This is a genomic window from Bradyrhizobium algeriense (assembly GCF_036924595.1).
Lineage (GTDB): Bacteria > Pseudomonadota > Alphaproteobacteria > Rhizobiales > Xanthobacteraceae > Bradyrhizobium > Bradyrhizobium algeriense.
Genome location: NZ_JAZHRV010000001.1, coordinates 2,568,058 through 2,585,079 on the forward strand (window position 1 = coordinate 2,568,058; position 17,022 = coordinate 2,585,079).

21 protein-coding genes are annotated in these 17,022 nt (G+C 62.5%); 14 read left to right on the plus strand and 7 right to left on the minus strand.

Translation table 11 applies throughout. The annotated features are described in order from the left end of the window. The first annotated feature begins 91 nt into the window (after positions 1-91). On the plus strand, positions 92-1,486 hold the full coding sequence (locus V1286_RS12530) for an Nramp family divalent metal transporter (RefSeq protein ID WP_417021133.1): 1,395 nt from the start codon (positions 92-94) through the stop codon (positions 1,484-1,486). 94 nt (positions 1,487-1,580) lie between these two features. On the opposite strand, the gene V1286_RS12535 is transcribed toward V1286_RS12530, so the two are convergent. The 3 genes from V1286_RS12535 to hemB all read right to left on the minus strand — a co-directional run bounded on the left by V1286_RS12535 (position 1,581) and on the right by hemB (position 4,509). Next, positions 1,581-2,357: an arginyltransferase gene (locus V1286_RS12535; protein ID WP_247786093.1), complete on the minus strand. Its 777-nt coding sequence runs from the start codon at positions 2,355-2,357 to the stop codon at positions 1,581-1,583. A 160-nt stretch (positions 2,358-2,517) separates the two neighbouring features. Next, complete coding sequence (locus tag V1286_RS12540) at positions 2,518-3,108, minus strand: RDD family protein (RefSeq protein ID WP_334479927.1); 591 nt, start codon at positions 3,106-3,108, stop codon at positions 2,518-2,520. Between the two features lie 339 nt (positions 3,109-3,447). Then, positions 3,448-4,509 carry a porphobilinogen synthase gene (hemB, locus tag V1286_RS12545; protein ID WP_334479929.1) on the minus strand — a complete coding sequence of 354 codons (1,062 nt, stop codon included), beginning with the start codon at positions 4,507-4,509 and terminating at the stop codon, positions 3,448-3,450. Between the two features lie 195 nt (positions 4,510-4,704). Here hemB and V1286_RS12550 point away from each other — a divergent pair, with 195 nt between their 5' ends. The 11 genes from V1286_RS12550 (at position 4,705) to V1286_RS12600 (ending at position 12,940) form a co-directional block, all read left to right on the plus strand. Then, a complete protein-coding gene (locus tag V1286_RS12550; protein ID WP_334479931.1) occupies positions 4,705-5,178 on the plus strand; it encodes a DUF6163 family protein in 474 nt (157 codons plus the stop codon). A gap of 498 nt (positions 5,179-5,676) precedes the next feature. Further along, positions 5,677-6,192 (plus strand): transcriptional regulator LdtR, encoded by a 516-nt coding sequence (gene ldtR / locus V1286_RS12555; protein ID WP_028345688.1) that lies wholly within the window; start codon positions 5,677-5,679, stop codon positions 6,190-6,192. Positions 6,193-6,567: 375 nt separating this feature from the next. Continuing rightward, positions 6,568-7,461 carry a carbohydrate ABC transporter permease gene (locus V1286_RS12560; RefSeq protein ID WP_334479933.1) on the plus strand — a complete coding sequence of 298 codons (894 nt, stop codon included), beginning with the start codon at positions 6,568-6,570 and terminating at the stop codon, positions 7,459-7,461. Positions 7,462-7,465: 4 nt separating this feature from the next. Continuing rightward, on the plus strand, positions 7,466-8,302 hold the full coding sequence (locus tag V1286_RS12565) for a carbohydrate ABC transporter permease (protein WP_334479935.1): 837 nt from the start codon (positions 7,466-7,468) through the stop codon (positions 8,300-8,302). Positions 8,303-8,347: 45 nt separating this feature from the next. Next, positions 8,348-9,634, plus strand: coding sequence for an extracellular solute-binding protein (locus V1286_RS12570; RefSeq protein ID WP_334479938.1), 1,287 nt, complete (start codon positions 8,348-8,350; stop codon positions 9,632-9,634). 80 nt (positions 9,635-9,714) lie between these two features. Beyond that, entirely contained in the window at positions 9,715-10,812 is a 1,098-nt protein-coding gene (locus V1286_RS12575) for an ABC transporter ATP-binding protein (RefSeq protein ID WP_334479940.1), read from the plus strand. Positions 10,813-10,921: 109 nt separating this feature from the next. Then, positions 10,922-11,146, plus strand: coding sequence for a hypothetical protein (locus tag V1286_RS12580; RefSeq protein ID WP_334479943.1), 225 nt, complete (start codon positions 10,922-10,924; stop codon positions 11,144-11,146). A gap of 36 nt (positions 11,147-11,182) precedes the next feature. Continuing rightward, positions 11,183-11,404 carry a hypothetical protein gene (locus V1286_RS12585; RefSeq protein ID WP_334479945.1) on the plus strand — a complete coding sequence of 74 codons (222 nt, stop codon included), beginning with the start codon at positions 11,183-11,185 and terminating at the stop codon, positions 11,402-11,404. Positions 11,405-11,501: 97 nt separating this feature from the next. Continuing rightward, positions 11,502-11,858, plus strand: a complete 357-nt coding sequence (locus tag V1286_RS12590) for a DUF6152 family protein (protein WP_334479947.1) — start codon at positions 11,502-11,504, stop codon at positions 11,856-11,858. A 6-nt stretch (positions 11,859-11,864) separates the two neighbouring features. After that, positions 11,865-12,353 (plus strand): hypothetical protein, encoded by a 489-nt coding sequence (locus V1286_RS12595; protein WP_334479949.1) that lies wholly within the window; start codon positions 11,865-11,867, stop codon positions 12,351-12,353. Further along, on the plus strand, positions 12,353-12,940 hold the full coding sequence (locus V1286_RS12600) for a histidine phosphatase family protein (RefSeq protein WP_334479951.1): 588 nt from the start codon (positions 12,353-12,355) through the stop codon (positions 12,938-12,940). Before V1286_RS12595 ends, V1286_RS12600 begins: the two co-directional genes overlap by 1 nt. A 13-nt stretch (positions 12,941-12,953) precedes the next feature. Here V1286_RS12600 and V1286_RS12605 read toward each other — a convergent pair whose 3' ends face one another. The 4 genes from V1286_RS12605 to V1286_RS12620 all read right to left on the minus strand — a co-directional run bounded on the left by V1286_RS12605 (position 12,954) and on the right by V1286_RS12620 (position 15,258). Continuing rightward, complete coding sequence (locus V1286_RS12605; RefSeq protein ID WP_334479952.1) at positions 12,954-13,286, minus strand: hypothetical protein; 333 nt, start codon at positions 13,284-13,286, stop codon at positions 12,954-12,956. 50 nt (positions 13,287-13,336) lie between these two features. Next, complete coding sequence (locus tag V1286_RS12610; protein WP_334479954.1) at positions 13,337-13,552, minus strand: hypothetical protein; 216 nt, start codon at positions 13,550-13,552, stop codon at positions 13,337-13,339. Between the two features lie 451 nt (positions 13,553-14,003). Continuing rightward, positions 14,004-14,495: a cupin domain-containing protein gene (locus tag V1286_RS12615; protein ID WP_202975787.1), complete on the minus strand. Its 492-nt coding sequence runs from the start codon at positions 14,493-14,495 to the stop codon at positions 14,004-14,006. An 85-nt stretch (positions 14,496-14,580) separates the two neighbouring features. Then, the gene (locus V1286_RS12620; RefSeq protein WP_334479957.1) at positions 14,581-15,258 is read right to left on the minus strand and encodes a VOC family protein; all 678 of its coding nucleotides are present in this window, start codon (positions 15,256-15,258) and stop codon (positions 14,581-14,583) included. A 151-nt stretch (positions 15,259-15,409) separates the two neighbouring features. Here V1286_RS12620 and V1286_RS12625 point away from each other — a divergent pair, with 151 nt between their 5' ends. Both V1286_RS12625 and V1286_RS12630 read left to right on the plus strand, forming a co-directional pair. Continuing rightward, positions 15,410-15,955: a MarR family winged helix-turn-helix transcriptional regulator gene (locus tag V1286_RS12625; protein WP_334479959.1), complete on the plus strand. Its 546-nt coding sequence runs from the start codon at positions 15,410-15,412 to the stop codon at positions 15,953-15,955. A 63-nt stretch (positions 15,956-16,018) separates the two neighbouring features. Continuing rightward, positions 16,019-16,996 carry an SDR family oxidoreductase gene (locus V1286_RS12630; protein ID WP_334479962.1) on the plus strand — a complete coding sequence of 326 codons (978 nt, stop codon included), beginning with the start codon at positions 16,019-16,021 and terminating at the stop codon, positions 16,994-16,996. The last annotated feature ends 26 nt before the right edge of the window (positions 16,997-17,022 follow it).

The following is a 17,022-nucleotide window of genomic DNA, read 5'->3' on the forward strand; positions in this document are numbered from 1 at the left end:
TACAATCAGTTCAGTAGGTATCATTTTCGTGATTGCTAGATGCAGTTGCAAATGAGTTGCAATAAAGGTTGATATCGGCCATCTTGCTTAGATGGACGCCCGAACGCCCGCAGTAGGCCCGAAGACCCCGATTGAGAGTGTATCGATGTCCGACACGACTGCTGCCGGCTGGCGCGCTGATGCCGCCGCTGGCACTCAGCGCAGCCTGCCCGAGGTCAATTCGACCATCTCGGTGCCCTTTGGCGGGCATTGGTCGCGCCGGCTGCTGGCCTTCCTCGGCCCCGGCTATCTGGTCTCCGTCGGTTATATGGACCCGGGCAACTGGGCGACCGATCTCGCGGGCGGATCCAAGTTCGGCTACACGCTGCTCGCGGTGATCCTGCTGTCGAACCTGATGGCGATCCTATTGCAAGCGCTCGCCGCGCGGCTTGGCATCGTCACCGACCGCGACCTCGCGCAGGCCTGCCGCGCCAGCTTTTCCCGACCGGTGAACTTCCTGCTCTGGGTGGCCTGCGAGGCCGCGATCATCGCCTGCGACCTTGCTGAAGTGATCGGCACCGCGATTGCGTTGAAACTTCTGTTCGGCATCCCCCTGATCAGCGGCGCGCTGATCACGGCGCTCGACGCCTTCCTGCTGCTGCTGTTGATGAACAAGGGTTTTCGTTTCCTCGAAGCCTTTGTCATCTCGCTGCTGATCGTGATTGGTGTCTGCTTTGCGATCCAGATCGTGGCTGCCGCCCCGCCGGTGGCCGGGGTGCTGAAGGGCTTTATGCCCTCGACCGAGATCGTCACCAATCCTGAAATGCTCTACATCGCCATCGGCATCATCGGCGCTACCGTGATGCCGCATAACCTCTATTTGCACTCCTCGATCGTGCAGACCCGCGCCTATGAACGTAACGACAAGGGCCGCCGCGAGGCGATCAAATGGGCGACGACGGATTCGACCATCGCCTTGATGCTGGCGCTGTTCATCAACGCCGCGATCCTGATCGTCGCCGCCGCCACCTTCCATGCGACCGGCCGCACCGAGGTCGCCGAGATCGGCCAGGCATATGAACTGCTATCGCCGCTACTCGGGCTGGGCATCGCCTCGACTTTGTTCGCGGTGGCGCTGCTCGCCTCCGGCCTGAATTCGACGGTCACGGCGACTTTGGCCGGCCAGATTGTGATGGAGGGCTTTCTGCATCTGCGCCTGCCGAGCTGGGCGCGGCGGCTGCTGACGCGCGGCATCGCCATCGTTCCGGTCGTGATCGTCACCGCGCTCTATGGCGAGCGCGGCACCAGCCAGCTTTTGGTTTTCAGCCAGGTGGTGCTGTCGATGCAATTGCCGTTCGCGGTGATCCCGCTGGTGAAGTTCGTTTCCGACCGTCGCAAGATGGGCAAATTCGCCATCTCCCGTTCGGTCGCCGCGGTGGCGTGGGTCGTCGCCGGCGTGATCGTCGCGCTGAACGTGAAGCTCTTGTTCGAGGCGTTCTTCGGCTGAGGAGTTCGTAGCCCGGATGGAGCGAAGCGCAATCCGCGAATCTTGAATTACGGCCCCGGATTTCGCTGCGCTACATCCGGGCTACAAGCGCGAGCTAATCCTGCGGCTCGGACAGCATTTCGCCCGATGCGTCGACCCGCAGCCAGCCGGACGGCGCCAGCCGCTGCTGCGGCAGGAAGCGGCCCTTGTAGTCCATCTTCTTGGAGCCCTCGATCCAGTAGCCGAGATAGACGTAAGGCAGCCCGAGCCTGCGGGCGCGGGTGATGTGGTCGAGGATCATGAAGGTGCCGAGCGAGCGGCTCTGCTGCGACGGTTCGAAGAACGAGTATACCATCGACAGCCCGTCGCTGAGCACATCCGTCAGCGCCACTGCGATCAGCTCCTCGCCGCGGCCGGTGATGCCGGTATCGACGCCGCGCTTGCGGTATTCGATGATGCGGGTCTCGACATGGCTGTCTTCCACCATCATCGCGTAATCGAGCACGGTCATGTCGGCCATGCCGCCATGGCGGTGCCGCCTGTCGAGATAGGCGCGGAATACGGAATACTGCTCCGACGTCGGCACGGCGCTGCGCTGCTCGCCGACGATGTCGGCATTGCGCGCCAGCACCTTCTTGAAGTTGCGCGAGGGGCGGAATTCGTTGGCGATCACGCGCACGGAAACGCAGGCGCGGCACTGGTCACAGGCCGGGCGGTAGGCGATCGACTGGCTGCGGCGGAAGCCGCCGTGGGTCAGGAGGTCGTTGAGGTCGCCGGCCTTGTCGCCGACCAGATGCGTGAACACCTTGCGCTCGTGCCGGCCCGGCAGATAGGGGCAGGGCGAGGGCGCCGTCAGGTAGAATTGCGGGGTGTCACGCGAGTGCTGGGTCACGTCGGATCGTCAGGCCTCCGAAACAAATCAACCATAGCGCTTTCCCGTTAAGAAAACGCGTCAAAACGAAAAAGTGCCGGGCCGGCCCCGATTCATTCCAGGCCGGACCGGCTCTAACATCGCGCCCCGAGGGCTGACGGTCAATTGGTTTGCTGCTCGCTCAGTAGCTGCTGCGTGCCGATGGCGCTACCTGAGTACGAACCGAGCTGTTGATGACCACGGTTCCCAGGATGATATCGTGCAGCAGCCGGCGCCGGCCGTTGAACAGGCCGACCAGCAGCACCAGCGGCGTCAGGAACGAGATCGAGACCCAGTACAGCACGGCATGGCAGGCGCCGAGCACGAAATAGCCCGGGGCGCCGTACCAGGTGCGCACCTCCAGATCCATCGCGCGCATGCCCATGGTGGCCGAATGCGGGCCGCCGATCGAGGCGCCGTAATAGACGATCGCCCACACGATGGTAGCCGGCCACGCCAGCCAGAACAGCATAAAGCCCAGTCCCAGCGTCACGATGCCGAACACGAAGATGAAGATGTAGCCGAGGATGACGGGCACCGACAGCACCACGAGGTCGATCAGGAACGCAAATACTCGCCGCGTCAGCAGGCCGCGAAACAGTTCCGGCTGCAGATCCGGATCGAACGCATGCGGCGGCACCCCGCCGTCGTTCCGCCAGGCGGCGCCAGCACTTGAAGGGCCGCCAGCATTTGAAGCGCCGCCACCGGTATCGCCAGAGCCGCTATAAGACATGGTCGTCCTCCAGGCCGAATTTACCGAACGAAACATGGGAACCGGCCAAGCGCTCGCCAAGGGCCTGCGACCATTAACAGCGTTCAATACTGGGGGTGAGGAACGTCACTCCCACCCCGTCCCTGCGAGCCAACGGGTCGCGCGAATGCGCGCCCGATGACCGGCTCCGCGAAGCAATCCATCTATCCGTTATGCCGCGCCATGGATTGCTTCGCTGCGCTCGCAAAGACGCGGAGGGGCCTCGCGCACGATGGTACCGGTGGATTAGCCGAAGGCGTAGTCCACCGCGGGACCGTCCGGTATCGAGACCTTGGTGTGTTATGGCTTCGCCTAGCCCACCTACGAATTCGCCTTGATCTTCTCCGCGGCCTTCAGCGCAAAGTACGTCAAAATCCCATCAGCGCCGGCGCGCTTGAAGCCGAGCAGGCTTTCCATCATCGCGCGGTCGCCGTCGATCCAGCCATTGTTGGCGGCGGCTGCGATCATCGCGTATTCGCCGGACACCTGGTAGACGAAGGTCGGCATCGAAAACGTGTCCTTCACCCGCCGCACGATATCGAGATAGGGCATGCCGGGCTTCACCATCACCATGTCGGCGCCCTCGGTGATGTCGAGTTCGACCTCGCGCAGCGCTTCGTCGGAATTGGCGCTGTCCATCTGGTAGGTGCGCTTGTCGCCGGTCAGCGTTTTTGCGGAACCAATGGCGTCGCGGAACGGGCCGTAGAAGGCGGACGCGTATTTCGCCGCGTAGGACATGATCTGCACGTCGAGGAAGCCGGCCTCATCCAGCGCCTCGCGGATCGCGCCGACGCGGCCGTCCATCATGTCGGAGGGCGCGATGATGTCGCAGCCGGCTTCGGCCTGCACCAGCGCCTGCCGCACCAGCACCGCCACCGTCTCGTCGTTGAGGATTTTGCCGTCCTCGATCAACCCGTCATGGCCGTGGCTGGTGAAGGGATCCAGCGCGACGTCGCAGAGCACGCCGAGTTCAGGAAATTCCTTCTTGATCGCGCGCACCGACTGGCAGACCAGATTGTTCGGGTTGAGCGCTTCGGAACCGTTCTCGTCGCGCAAGGACGGCTCGGTATAGGGGAACAGCGCGATGCAGGGGATGTCGAGCTTCATCGCGCGCTCGGCGTCGCGCACCGCCTGATCGACGGTGAGGCGGTCGACGCCGGGCATCGAGGTGATGGGCGTGCGCATGTTGTTTCCGTCGACCACGAACATCGGCCAGATCAGATCATTTGTGGTCAGCACGTTTTCGCGCACCAGCCGCCGCGCCCATTCCGCCTTGCGGTTGCGGCGAGGGCGGATTGCGAGGTCAAGCGGGGTGGAGGCGAGGGCGGTCGGCCGCCGCGGCGCGTCGCGCATTTCGATCGGACGCCCGAATTTGATCGCCATGTGATGGGTACTCCTGAAGGCGCGGTCAGTTTTGATTTGTTCCAGTTCTAGCACCTTGAAGGTCGCCCGTCACCGAGGCTTGATCCATCTCATCGGCAATTGATTTTACCGTCCCGGCGGGCCAAGACATGGCTATGAGGACATTCCAGCACGCGTTGAGCCCCGATTCCGAGGTCAGCGACCAAGTCAACTCCCATGTCTGATACTTCGGCGCGCGATCAGGGGCGGGACAAGTCCAGGGACAATGCGATGTCGATGGCCGCGATGTCGTCGGAGCGGATCGAGCCCGACGAGAACGTGTGGACGCGCCGCCTGGTGCTGTTCTTGCGCATCATGGCTGTTATCTCGATCCTGAAGGGCCTGTACCACTGGGCGCAGGTAACGGGATTCATCGGCGGCGAGGAAGAGGCGTTCGAGAACCAGTCAATGGCCTGGCAGACCGCGACCGTCTATTTCGCCGTGATCGAACTCGTCGCGGCCGTCGGCCTGTGGCTCGCGACGCCTTGGGGCGCGGTGGTGTGGCTCACCACCGTGGTGTCGATGGCGGTGATCGAGCTGATGTTTCCGGGCATCTACGGCGGCAGCCTGACAGTGGTGGGATTGGAAGCCGTGATGCTGGCGGCGTATCTGGCGCTCGCCTGGATGGCCGCGCGCGAACGGCCGCCGTAGGAGGCTTGCTCCGATGCGCTTCCTCGCCCCGCTCTTGCGGTGTCGAGACAAGCGAAGCTTGCTCTTAGAGGGTTGGGTGAGGGGCGTCACCGCGAATCCGAGTGTGTCAGTTTCCCGCCATAATTCATCCGGGTGCAGAAACCGCGACGCCATCCGCTAAAATTTTCAAATATTTTGCCGGTAACGCTTCAGTCACCGTTAAGGGGCGTAAAGGGTTCCACCACACACCTTACGCGAGCGTTTCGATTTCAGACGCACCTGTTTCCGAATGCGACAGGGCCTGCAGACGAAGCGTGAACATCGCGCTGTCACCGTCAATGAAATATTGCAAAAAGCCTTGATCCACCGGGCTTAATCGACAATTCACTCTGTTAAATTCATGATCTCTTTATTCTCTTATTTAAGCGGATCTTCAAACCGCCCCCTTAAGTTGAGGCTATCAGGCGGGACAAAAGTTTCGTCGAATAAGTCGACAAAAACGACGACAGGGGAAGTGTCATGATCAAAGCCGTTGCAACGGCGGTGGAAACCGCTGAACGCTCTGCCGGTCAAACTCCGGTGCAGCCGCTCTATCTGGAAGCGTTGACTTTGGTGGAGCGGCTTCACCGCCGGCTGCTCGACGTCATCAAGGACGAATTCGATCGCCGCGGCCGCGCCGACATCAATTCGGTGCAGGCTTTGCTGCTCTATAACATCGGCGACAAGGAGCTGACCGCGGGCGAGCTGCGCACGCGCGGTTACTACCTCGGCTCCAACGTCTCCTATAACCTCAAGAAGCTCGTCGAGCTCGGCTTCCTCGATCATCAGCGCTCCCGCGTCGATCGCCGTTCGGTCCGCATCCGCTTGACCGCGCAGGGCCAGGAAATCCGCAAGATCGTCGACGCGCTCTACCAGAAGCACGTCAAGACCGTGGAGCAGGTCGGCGGCATCTCCAACGAGGAGTTCGCGACGCTGAACAAGTCGCTGCACCGGCTCGAGCGGTTCTGGACCGACCAGATCCTGTACCGGCTCTGAGAATTTCTTTTCCACTCGCGGTCAAGCCGGCCATCCGAGAAGACCGGCAGCCAACAGCGGACAATGAACTGGCAAAGCAGTAAGCCCTGCCGAAAGCGCATCGGCACCGGTTCTCCGGGTCCGGTGCGTTTTGCTTTTTGGCGTACCTCTGGTTGACGTTTTCAATCAGCGTCTGCCCGATCGCTTGCCTTCGCCGATCCGATTGTGCTCTCGCACAATCCGATTGTGCCGCTCGCACAATCCGATTGTACCGCGTGCCACAATCCGGATTGACTAGCCTTCGACGCCCCGCCCATACTCCCCCGAAAATGCAGGCTTCACGCGCGTACCGGCCAGAAGAGTCGTGACGGCTTGATGCCCAAAGGGGAAACCGGCTTGTCGGCATCGCGGCGTCCCATGTTCGGCGAGCAACAGCGGTTCGTGCTGCTTCTGATCGCGCCGGCTGCGCTGTTGTTGCTGCTGTTTCAGGTCGTGCCGATCGTGATCGGCGCCAACGCCAGCTTTCGCGACTGGGCGCTCTATAATCCCAAAAAGACCTGGATCGGCTTCGACCACTATGTCGCCGTGATAACGGATCCGGCGTTCCTCTACGTGGTGCTGCCGAACACCTTCCTGTTCATGGTCCTCAGCGTCGCCGGTGCGCTGGTGGCGGGACTAATGCTGGCGCTCTTGCTCAACCGTCCATTCCGCGGACAGAAGCTGGTGCAGACGATCCTGCTGGTGCCGCTGATGGTGGCGCCCGTCATCGCCGCGATTATGATCCGCTGGATCTTCAACGACCAGTTCGGCATCGTGAATGTGGTGCTTGAGGCTATCGGGCTCGAGGGGCAGCCCTGGCTGGTGCAGCGCTGGAGCGCGTTCGGCATCATCCTTCTGACCGACATCTGGCTGTGGACGCCGTGGTTCACGCTGCTGCTGTTGGCGGGCCTGCAGAGCCTGCCGAAGGAGCCGTTCGAGGCCGCGGCCATCGACGGCACCACCACTTGGCGCGTGTTTCGCTTCCTGACGCTGCCGATGCTGCGCCCGGTGATCGTGGTGTGCGTGGTGATCCGCGCCATCGACGCCTTCCGCACGTTTGACATCGTGTGGACGCTGACCGGCGGCGGGCCCGGGCGCTCGACGGAATTGTTCAGCCTCTATGCCTATGTGCACGCCTTCCTCAACCTCGATCTCGGCCGCGGTTCGGCGGCCGCCATCGTCGGCGGGCTCATCATCCTCGTGATCGGCGTGGTGCTCTACCGCCTCGTCGATCGCATCGCAAAGGCCTGACCCGATGGCCATGGTACGTCGCTCCGAATTCCTGCCGTGGCTGCCGCCGATCGGCCGCAAGACGCTGTTCGCGCTGGTCGTCGCTTTCATCTGCTTTGCGTTCGCCTTTCCGGTGCTGTGGCTGATCCTGACCTCGCTGCGGCCGGAATCCGGCGTCTATTACGTCCATCGCGGCACTGAATTTACGCTTCTCAGCTTCGCCGAGGTGCTGAGCGACGAGCGGATCGTCGCAGCCTTCCTCAACAGCGCGCTGATCTCGACGCTGGCGACCGTGTTCTCGCTTTTGGTCACCGTATCGAGCGGCTACATGCTGTCGCGCTTCACCGGGCCGGCCTCGCGGATCTGGTTCGGAACGATCTATGTGTTCCGCTGCGTGCCCTATATTTCCTGGGTGCTGCCGCTGTACTTCGTGACGCAAAGCTGGGGCATCTACGACACCTATACCGGGCTGCTGCTGCCGCACGTCGCCGTGCATATCTGCTTCTTCTCATGGCTGATGAAGGGCTTTTTCGACGGCATCGACCCGTCGATGGAATACGCCGCCATGATCGACGGCTGCACGCGATGGGGAGCCTTCATCCGCGTCGCGGTGCCGTCGGCGCTGCCGGCGATTTCGGCGCTCGCCGTGTTGTGCTGGCTGTTCACCTGGAACGAGTTTCTGTTCGCGCTGATCCTGACCGGCAACCGCGTGCCGATGATTACGGTTGTGATGGCGCAGTTCGTCACCGAGATGGGATTGCGCTGGAACCTGATGGCGGCGACCGCGGTCATGGCGCTGGTGCCGGCGTTTTTGATCGCGCTGTTCGGCCAGAAATACGTAATACGGGGTTTAAGGATTTAGCCGAGGGAAGTCACGACACAACGACAAAAACGAGGAGGAGAGGCGATGCAGGGACTGGCGAGATGGTTCGTTGCGGCGACCGCGGCCTTGGCGGCTGCGACCGGCGGTGCCGCCGCACAGGTAAAGGAGCTGCGGATCGGCTACCAGCCGAGCCCGATCCAGGACGCCTCGATTGCGATGTTCGAGGCCTGGGGCGCCAAGAACGGCGTCAAGATCGTCAAGGTGCCGAATTCCTACGGCGTCTATGTCGAGAAAATGACGGCGTCGCTGACGTCGAACGCCGACCAGTACGACGTCATCTGGCACAATGACGACTGGGGACAGACCTGGGCGCATCTGCTGGAGCCGACCGACGACGTCGAAGCCAATAAATACGCCGACAAATGGAGCATGGCACCGGTCGTGTTCGCCAATGCGGAAGGCAAGAACACCGTCGTGCCGATGGGCCAGACCTTCAGCGTGTTCTTCTATCGCTCCGATCTGGTCAAGCCAGAGGAAGTGCCGAAGACGCTGGAAGAACTGATCACAACAAGCAAGAAGCTGCAGGCCGACGGCAAGGTCAAGTTCGGCTATGTCGGCGGCATGTCGATGAACCATAGCTGGTTCAGCTGGTTCTGGTCGATGTGGGGCAACAATTGCGACGTGCTGATGCCGGCCTATGAGCGCGACAACAAGGTACTCGCAGCCAACGGATGGAAGTCCGGCCTGACCGAGCCATGCATGCAGCAGACCGTCGAATATTGGTGGGACGCCATCAACACCCACAAGATCTCGCCGCGCGGCATGCCGGCCTATGACCGTAACGAGGCTAATGCCATCTTCATGTCCGGCGACGCCGCGTTCACCGTCGCCGACTCGCTGTGGTGGGGGACGTTCAACGACCCGGCCAAATCCAAGGTGGCCGGCAAGGTCGCAGCCGCGCGCTTCCCGCTCGGTCCCAAGCGGGCCAAACCCTTCGCCTGGGACGATATCTGGGGCTGGGCGATCCCGAAGTCGATTGCGCCGGAGCGCAAGAAGCTGGCCAAGCAGATGCTGGAAGCGATGATGCTCGACGAGGAAGGCCAGACAAGGCTCTTCAAGATGACCGGCGCGCCGCCGCCCAACACGACGTTCTGGCCGAAGATTGCCGCCGAAGACTCCTTCATGAAGCTCTTGAAGGAATCGGTGCTGGATTCCCCGGATAAGGTGCGCGGCGCCTATTACTTCCCGCAATGGCCGGCCGTGCACAAGGCGTTCAACGACACCGTCACCAGGGCCGTCACCGGCAAGCGCGAGGACATCGCAAGAGTGCTTGCCGAGGGCGCGCCGCTGGTCAGCAAGGCTGCGCAATAATCACGAACGCGAGGCCCGCCGCGCAAACTCGCGGCGGGCTTTTTGAAACAGGCATCATCAGGTTAGGTCACGGCGGGGCAATGGCGGCGATCACACTCCAAAAGCTCAACAAGCATTATGGCACGCTGTTCCACGCCGTGAAGGACGTCGATCTCGAGATTGCCGACAAGGAATTCGTGGCGCTGGTCGGCCCGTCCGGATGCGGCAAGTCGACGACGCTGCGCATGATCGCAGGCCTGGAGGACATCACCAGCGGCGATATCCGCATCGGCAACAAGGTGGTCAATCATCTGCCGCCGCGCGACCGCGACGTCGCCATGGTGTTCCAGAACTACGCGCTCTACCAGCACATGAGCGTCTACGACAATCTGGCGTTCGGCCTGCGCAACAAGAAGACGGCGGAAGCCGAGATCAAGGCGGCGATCGACCGCGCCGCCGGCATGCTCGGGCTGCATGATTTGCTCCAGCGCAAGCCCAGGCAATTATCTGGAGGACAGCAGCAGCGCGTCGCGCTCGGCCGCTGCATTGTGCGCAATCCGCAGGTGTTTTTGTTCGACGAGCCGCTGTCGAACCTCGATGCCAAGCTGCGCGCGCAGATGCGCATCGAGATCAAGCGCCTGCATGCGGAGATTCCGACCACGTCGGTGTTCGTGACCCACGACCAGGTCGAGGCCATGACGCTCGGCGATCGCGTCGTGATCATGCGCGATGGCAGGATTCAGCAGATCGGTACGCCGCTGCAGGTGTATGGCAAGCCCTCCAACAAGTTCGTCGCGGGCTTCATCGGCGCGCCCGCGATGAACTTCATCGACGTCGGCGTCCGCAGCGCAGCGGGTGTGACGTCAGTCGAGGCAGAAGGCCTGCGGCTCACGGTCGGGCCTGCGGACGCGTCTGCGCTCGCGGCCTACAGCGGCCGCCGCGTGATCCTGGGCGTGCGGCCGGAGCACCTCATGCTTGGTGGGGGCGCGCCGGGCCTTGGTTTCGACGCCCGCGTCGAGGTCGTCGAACAGCTCGGCTCCGAGATCTTGCTGGAGACGAGGGTAGGCAGCGCCAGCGTCACCGCCGCCCGCGTCCCTGCGGAAACCGTCATCGCGCGCGGCGATCAGGTCCGTCTTTCGGCACAGGCCGGCCGTCTGCATTTCTTCGATCCCGAGACCGAGTTGCCGATTTCGAGATGAATCAAGCCGAAACGCGCTGTTTTTGCTGTCAAAAGGCAGGGCTCCCCAAAAAAGATGGAACCATCGCGCCCCTCGCGCATTGTCGGGCCTGTCACGGAACAGGTGAGGCATGCTGGTCGAGCGCGGAATTCAGGTCATGAACTTCGAGGTGGTGGGCGATGCCTACGCCATCGCGTCGAACTACCTGCGCAAGACCGGCGCCATTGCCGATAGCCTCGTCACCGACGAGCGATTGCTCCAAATCATAGTGAAGATGTACCAGCACGGCGAATTCAACAGGCTTAGGCTCGCCAACAAGGCAATCGCCGAATTCGAAGCGTACATACCGGCCTGACCGCATCACCCGCATCACGCAACTCAGGAGGAATCCATGGAAGCCGCGATCGACCGCATCATGCAGACCTATGACCTGCTTGTGAACCGCTCCGCCGCGGCCAACAACGAGGCGCGCGTCAAGGTGACCGAATATCTCACCACGCTGGTGGAAGCGGGCGAGAAGGATCCGCACCGGCTTACCGTGTGCGGGCTGACCTATTTGCGCCAGCTCGACGGCAGCAACGATCCGGTGAAGTCGGGGTATACGGGGCTGTGAAGGTTGGGCGAGCTTGACCGGGACGAGGGCCGGAGAGAGCCTTGCTGGCATTTGCGCTCCGCCATAGATTTGCTGATCCTCTCGATGGAGGCTCGCCATGATCTCAATCACCCGTCGCTTGTTCCTGTCGCTGGCAGCCGCCCTCGCACCGGCTTCCGCCATCGCCCATCACGGCTGGGGTGGATACGATACGTCGAAATCGTTCACCGTCACTGGCAAGATCCTGAAATCGACCTTCGCGAACCCGCATTGCGAGATCGAGATGGAGGTCGACGGCAAGCACTGGCACTTCGTCCTGGCGCCGCCGGCGCGCATGCAGGCGCGGGGCGCGACTGCTGACCTGATCGCCGTCGGCAAGACCTGCACCGTGTTCGGCTATCCCCATACCAGCAAGCCGGACGAGGCGCGGATCGAGTACATCGTGCTCGAAGGCAAGCGCATCGAATTGCGGTAGGGCGGCGTGGAGCATCAGGCAGCCCCATCGATTTTCCTGACTTTGCAGGAAAGCGCGCTGGGCCATGCGATGCGCTCTTCACCCGCGCTCTATCCCGCGGTCGAGATCCTGCACATCATCGGCTTCGTGGTGCTGGTGGGGTCGATCCTGGCGCTCGATTTGAGGATGCTGGGGCTCGGGCGCGCGATTGCGATCCCACCGATGGCGCGATTGCTGTTGCCGTTGTCGCGCGCCGGCTTTGTGCTCGCGATCAGCATGGGATTTTTGCTGTTCTCCGCCGATGCATCGCATGTCGTGAAAAACCCGGCGTTCCAAAGCAAGCTGCTGCTGATTGCGGCGGCGCTGGTCAACGTCGTGATCGCGCATTCAGGCCCATGGCGTCATGTTGAGAGCTGGCATGACAAAGCCTCCGGCGGCGCCAAAGCCACGGCGCTGATCTCGCTTGTGCTGTGGCTCGGTGCGATCTGCGCCGGCCGCCTGATCGCGTATTTCTGATGGAGGCCGCCATGCGTCGCATGCGTTTTGCCACCTTCGCGCTCCTTCTCGGCTTCTGTAGCGCCGCAGAGGTCGCCGACGCCGACGACGCGGCCGATGCCTGGAAGGCCTTGCGGGCAGGCGGCCACGTCGCCCTGATGCGTCACGCCGATGCGCCGGGTGGCTTCGGCGATCCGCCGGGATTCCGCGTCGATGATTGTGCCACGCAGCGCAACCTCAGCGAAAAGGGGCGGGCGGATGCGGCAAAAATTGGTGTGCAGCTCAAAAGGGAAGGGATTGCATTCGAGAAAATCCTGAGTTCGCCGTGGTGCCGATGCATCGACACCGCCAGGTTGCTGAACCTGGGCACAGTCGAGACCGCGGCGACGTTCGGCAATGTCGTGGTGCTGCGAGATCAAAGAGAGGCGCTCACCACCGGCGCTCGCGCGCTCATCGCCAAATGGGCCGGGCGCGGAAACCTGCTGGTCGCGACGCATGGCGCGAACATTCAGGCGCTGACCGGTATCTCGCCCGCCAGCGGCGAGATCGTCGTTATCAAAGGCGGCAACGACCGCGCCGAACCTGTCGGTCGCCTGCTTCTCGATTGATGGCTGGCGAGAATTATCGCGCGTCCGCCCTCGCATCTTTGTTGCGGTAACGGTTCCAGTTGGCGATCACGGCCTCATATCTGAGCGCCTTCGCTGCAGTCTGGGTGGGCGCGCCTTCGCCTTGCGTCCCATGGGTCTTCGTATCTGGAAAAACGATAAAGTATCCGAGCAGACCGACGACCATCGTCCCGTAGATCAGGAAGGCCGTTGTCAGCCAGCACCGTGAATTGGTCCGGCGCTCTTTCTGTGGGAATGAGCTTTCCATGTTGGGAAATCCATCTGTCAGCCCCGGGCGTTTATGGACCCACCCGAAGCATTGCGCTGTGAACTGGATCACGAAGGGCATATTTCAACGACGCCGCGCTACGCGGCCGGCGCAGGCTGCAGGGCATGCGGCTAATTGCGCTTCGCCGAATAAACAAATGATTGGTCGTCGTAGTCATCCGTCGCAAGCTTGTTCACGTCACCCGCAAGCTCCTTGAGCGACATGATGCCGCCGACGACGTTTGGATGATTCTTTGCAGGAAGTGGCGCTCGCGTCGTGGCGGCTGTCGCGACGACCGCGAGCAGAGCGACAGCTACGAAACTGGTGATCGTTCGATGTTTCGTCATGGGAAATCTCCGTTCCCCAGCCCATGACTGTACGTCAAGGGAACAACGGCGTGGTTCAACGTCAGGCCGATAAAATGAAGGGCAGGATCGGTGTCGAAAATTGCGGCCGAGGTAACAGGACCTGGCGTACGCTTGATGCGGGTAAGCATGCCACACTGTGCGGCAAGCGGGACACATTCGGGAGCCGCGCTTGTTCGAGGCAGTGATCGCGGATCGTCTGGAAGAGCCGTTCATCGGGTGAGAGATCGAAAGCGGTGCCCGACAGGCCGCGAGAACGCAAAAATGTATCCACCGTCATTGCGAGCGAAGCGAAGCAATCCATGTCCCGGCACAAAGAAGAATGGATTGCTTCGCTTCGCTCGCAATGACGCGGAGAGGCTGCGACGTACCGGATCGCCCGGTCGAGCCGGCCGATGACAGGGCTGTTTGAAAACTGAATCGGAAATGCCGCCTACTTCTCCACATGCTGCCCGACGAACGACGCCAGCGGCTGGCCTTGCTCGACGATATAGGTCGATAGCATCCGTCCCGTTTCCGGACCGAGGTCACGCGCATTGTGCGGAGTCCGCGGCGGGATGAGGAAACCGTCGCCGGCGCGCAGGATGACGGTGGGACGTCCCTCGACCTTCATCTCGACCTCGCCGGCGATGATGTAGCCGACCTCTTCGCCGGGATGGACGTGCCATCCGGATTCGACGCCTGCGGGAATCTCCGTCTCCACCTGCACGATCTCGCGGCCCGGGATCGACGACGGCGCGCGCTGGATGATCCGCCGGACAAGTTTGCCGGCCAGGTCGTCGCGCGGCCGCTCGGATGCCGCCGAGGTTCGATCACTCGCGGCGCCCTGTGTCGTCTGAGCCGATGCCGGTGCGGCTGAAAGCATTAAGGCCAGCGCGAGCGCGGTTACCGGAATAAGGGAGAAGCTCTTGGATAGCGTACGCATTGCAAATCTCCATGATGGGTTGGTTGGATGCATCGGCGGCGAAATCGCCAGGACCTGCCGCCGATGCCTGTCGCACAAGTGCTGTTCATGCGGCCTGCTGCTGGCCGTGCTGTTCGTTGACGATGTAGTCGGCATACCAGTCCGGCCAGTTCTCGTCGTGCTTGCCGCCGTTCTGCTTCTCGTACTCGCCATGGGCGGCGGCCGCCCGGCGGAACGCGGCGGCGAGATCGGCCGACGAGGTGAACGAGGTGCCGTTGCCGTCGATGCGGCCGGGCAATCGCGCGGTGACTTCCTGCAGCAGCCAGCCATTGCCGTCGGGATCGCTGAACGAGGCATACGAACGATAGCTGCCGCGTGCCGGATCCGGGCCGCTCAGCCGGACCCGCCCGAACAGATAGGGCTCGTCCGTACCAACGTGCACATCGCCGCCGGCGTGAAACGCTTCACTGATCGCAACGCCACGGCCCAGCAACGCGTTGCGGGCGGCCTCGATGTCGGAGACGACCAAATAGAGGCCTTGCGCGGAGCCGGGCGCGGCGGAGGTGACGTTCTTGCCGAAGATCACCGAGGTGTTGGAGCCGGGCGGGGTGAACTGGATCACGCGGTAATCGTCGGGGCCGGCGAAATCGGCGTCGAGCCGCCAGCCGAGTTTTGCATAAAACTGCTTGGCGCGTTCGACGTCGGAGACCGGGATGACGACGATTTCGAGCTTCAGGTCGACCGCCGGCGCATTCGAGGTCTGGCTTGCAGATGTGGTGGTCATGGCTTTTCTCCTCTGATTAGATCGTGTGCGATATATTCGCGTGCGGTCTATAAATACCCCGGGGACCCGACTGTCAACCCTTCCGATTTAATCGGATGCGATATATATGGATGCGAGACTTCACATGTTCGTGTCGAAAAGGACGACCTCGATGAAACCGAATGATGGTCCCAAATCCGGTCAGGCGGCCGGTTCCAGGGAGAATTCCCGAGATAATTCCAAAGACAATTCAAAGGCTCCCCAGAGGGCGAAACCGCCGGGGGCCGACCGGCGCCTTGGCGATTTCCTGTGCTTTGCGATCTACTCGGCCAACCTCGCCTTCGGCCGGGCTTACCGGAAGGGCCTTGAGGATCTCGGCCTGACCTATCCGCAATGGATCGCGATCGTGGCCTTGTGGGAGCAGGACGGCCAGACAGTGAGCGAGCTTGGCGAAAAGATGTTCCTGGAATCCAACACGCTGACGCCGGTCCTGAAAAAGCTCGAGGTCATGGGCTATGTGCACCGCCAGCGCGATCCTGCAGACGAGCGGCAGGTGCGCATCAGCCTCACCGAGGCCGGTCGGCTTCTGCGCGAGAAGGGCATGCACATGAACCTCGTCGCCTCGACCGGATTGAAGCCGGACGAGTTCGCGCGGCTGCAGGAAACTGTCGTCACGCTGCGCGACAATCTGATCAAGGCAACGGCGGAGGAGGCGTGACGGTGCGCTCGATCGGCGCTTCGATGTGATCGGCCGTCGGCGACGCATAAAGGGGAATTTGCGATGAATGTTGCGCCACACGAGGGCTCGCTTCGTGGACGTATCGCCGTCGTGGCAGGCGCGACGCGCGGCGCCGGCCGCGGCATCGCTACAGCGCTCGGCGAGGCCGGCGCGACGGTGATCTGCACCGGCCGCAGCAGCACGCGCGCCGATGCCCCGACGCGATCCGACTATGACCGGCCCGAGACGATCGAGGAGACAGCCGAGCTTGTGACCACACTCGGCGGCAAGGGCGTCGCCATCGCCGTCGACCATCTCGAACCGGCGCAGGTCGCGGCGCTGGCCGAACGCATCCGCGCCGAGCACGGCCGCATCGACGTGCTCGTCAACGACATCTGGGGTGCCGAAGTGCTGAAAGGTGCCCCGCCGCAATGGAACACCCCGATCTGGAAGCTGGACCTGCAGAAGGGCTTGCGGATCCTGCGGCTCGGCATCGAGACGCATCTGGTGACGTCGCATTATCTGTTGCCGCTATTGGTCGCGCAGCCCGGCGGCCTGCTCATCGAAGTCACCGACGGCACCGCCGACTACAACGCGCAGCATTACCGGATCTCGGTGTTCTATGACCTCGTCAAGCAGAGCGTGAATCGTCTCGCCTTCTCGCAAGGTCGTGAACTCGCGCCGCACGGCGCGACGGCGGTTGCAATCACGCCAGGCTGGCTGCGCTCCGAGATGATGCTGGAGAATTTCGGCGTCACCGAAACCAACTGGCGCGAGGCGCTAACGGAGCGGGGAGGCGGCCGGCCACCGGCGCCGCCCGATTTCGCGCTGTCGGAATCGCCGCGCTATGTCGGCCGCGCCGTGGCTGCGCTTGCCGCCGATCCTGATCGTGGCAAGTGGAATCAGAAGTCGGTAAGCTCCGGCGAGCTCGCCCGCCACTATGGTTTTACCGATATCGATGGCTCGCGGCCCGACATCTGGCGCTACACCGCCGAAGTCCGGGAGGGCGGCAAGGTGGCAGACCCTGGCGACTACCGCTAGAGTTGTCGTGCACTTGAGTGAGAATG

Coding starts and splice junctions, on each gene's coding strand:
- V1286_RS12585 (WP_334479945.1), top strand. CDS start 11,183: ATGGAAGCCGCGATCGACCGCATCATGCAGACCTATGACCTGCTTGTG.
- hemB (WP_334479929.1), bottom strand. CDS start 4,509: ATGGCGATCAAATTCGGGCGTCCGATCGAAATGCGCGACGCGCCGCGG.
- V1286_RS12550 (WP_334479931.1), top strand. CDS start 4,705: ATGTCTGATACTTCGGCGCGCGATCAGGGGCGGGACAAGTCCAGGGAC.
- V1286_RS12625 (WP_334479959.1), top strand. CDS start 15,410: ATGAAACCGAATGATGGTCCCAAATCCGGTCAGGCGGCCGGTTCCAGG.
- V1286_RS12620 (WP_334479957.1), bottom strand. CDS start 15,258: ATGACCACCACATCTGCAAGCCAGACCTCGAATGCGCCGGCGGTCGAC.
- V1286_RS12610 (WP_334479954.1), bottom strand. CDS start 13,552: ATGACGAAACATCGAACGATCACCAGTTTCGTAGCTGTCGCTCTGCTC.
- V1286_RS12630 (WP_334479962.1), top strand. CDS start 16,019: ATGAATGTTGCGCCACACGAGGGCTCGCTTCGTGGACGTATCGCCGTC.
- ldtR (WP_028345688.1), top strand. CDS start 5,677: ATGATCAAAGCCGTTGCAACGGCGGTGGAAACCGCTGAACGCTCTGCC.
- V1286_RS12530 (WP_417021133.1), top strand. CDS start 92: ATGGACGCCCGAACGCCCGCAGTAGGCCCGAAGACCCCGATTGAGAGT.
- V1286_RS12570 (WP_334479938.1), top strand. CDS start 8,348: ATGCAGGGACTGGCGAGATGGTTCGTTGCGGCGACCGCGGCCTTGGCG.
- V1286_RS12540 (WP_334479927.1), bottom strand. CDS start 3,108: ATGTCTTATAGCGGCTCTGGCGATACCGGTGGCGGCGCTTCAAATGCT.
- V1286_RS12575 (WP_334479940.1), top strand. CDS start 9,715: ATGGCGGCGATCACACTCCAAAAGCTCAACAAGCATTATGGCACGCTG.
- V1286_RS12590 (WP_334479947.1), top strand. CDS start 11,502: ATGATCTCAATCACCCGTCGCTTGTTCCTGTCGCTGGCAGCCGCCCTC.
- V1286_RS12600 (WP_334479951.1), top strand. CDS start 12,353: ATGGAGGCCGCCATGCGTCGCATGCGTTTTGCCACCTTCGCGCTCCTT.
- V1286_RS12615 (WP_202975787.1), bottom strand. CDS start 14,495: ATGCGTACGCTATCCAAGAGCTTCTCCCTTATTCCGGTAACCGCGCTC.
- V1286_RS12565 (WP_334479935.1), top strand. CDS start 7,466: ATGGCCATGGTACGTCGCTCCGAATTCCTGCCGTGGCTGCCGCCGATC.
- V1286_RS12580 (WP_334479943.1), top strand. CDS start 10,922: ATGCTGGTCGAGCGCGGAATTCAGGTCATGAACTTCGAGGTGGTGGGC.
- V1286_RS12605 (WP_334479952.1), bottom strand. CDS start 13,286: ATGCCCTTCGTGATCCAGTTCACAGCGCAATGCTTCGGGTGGGTCCAT.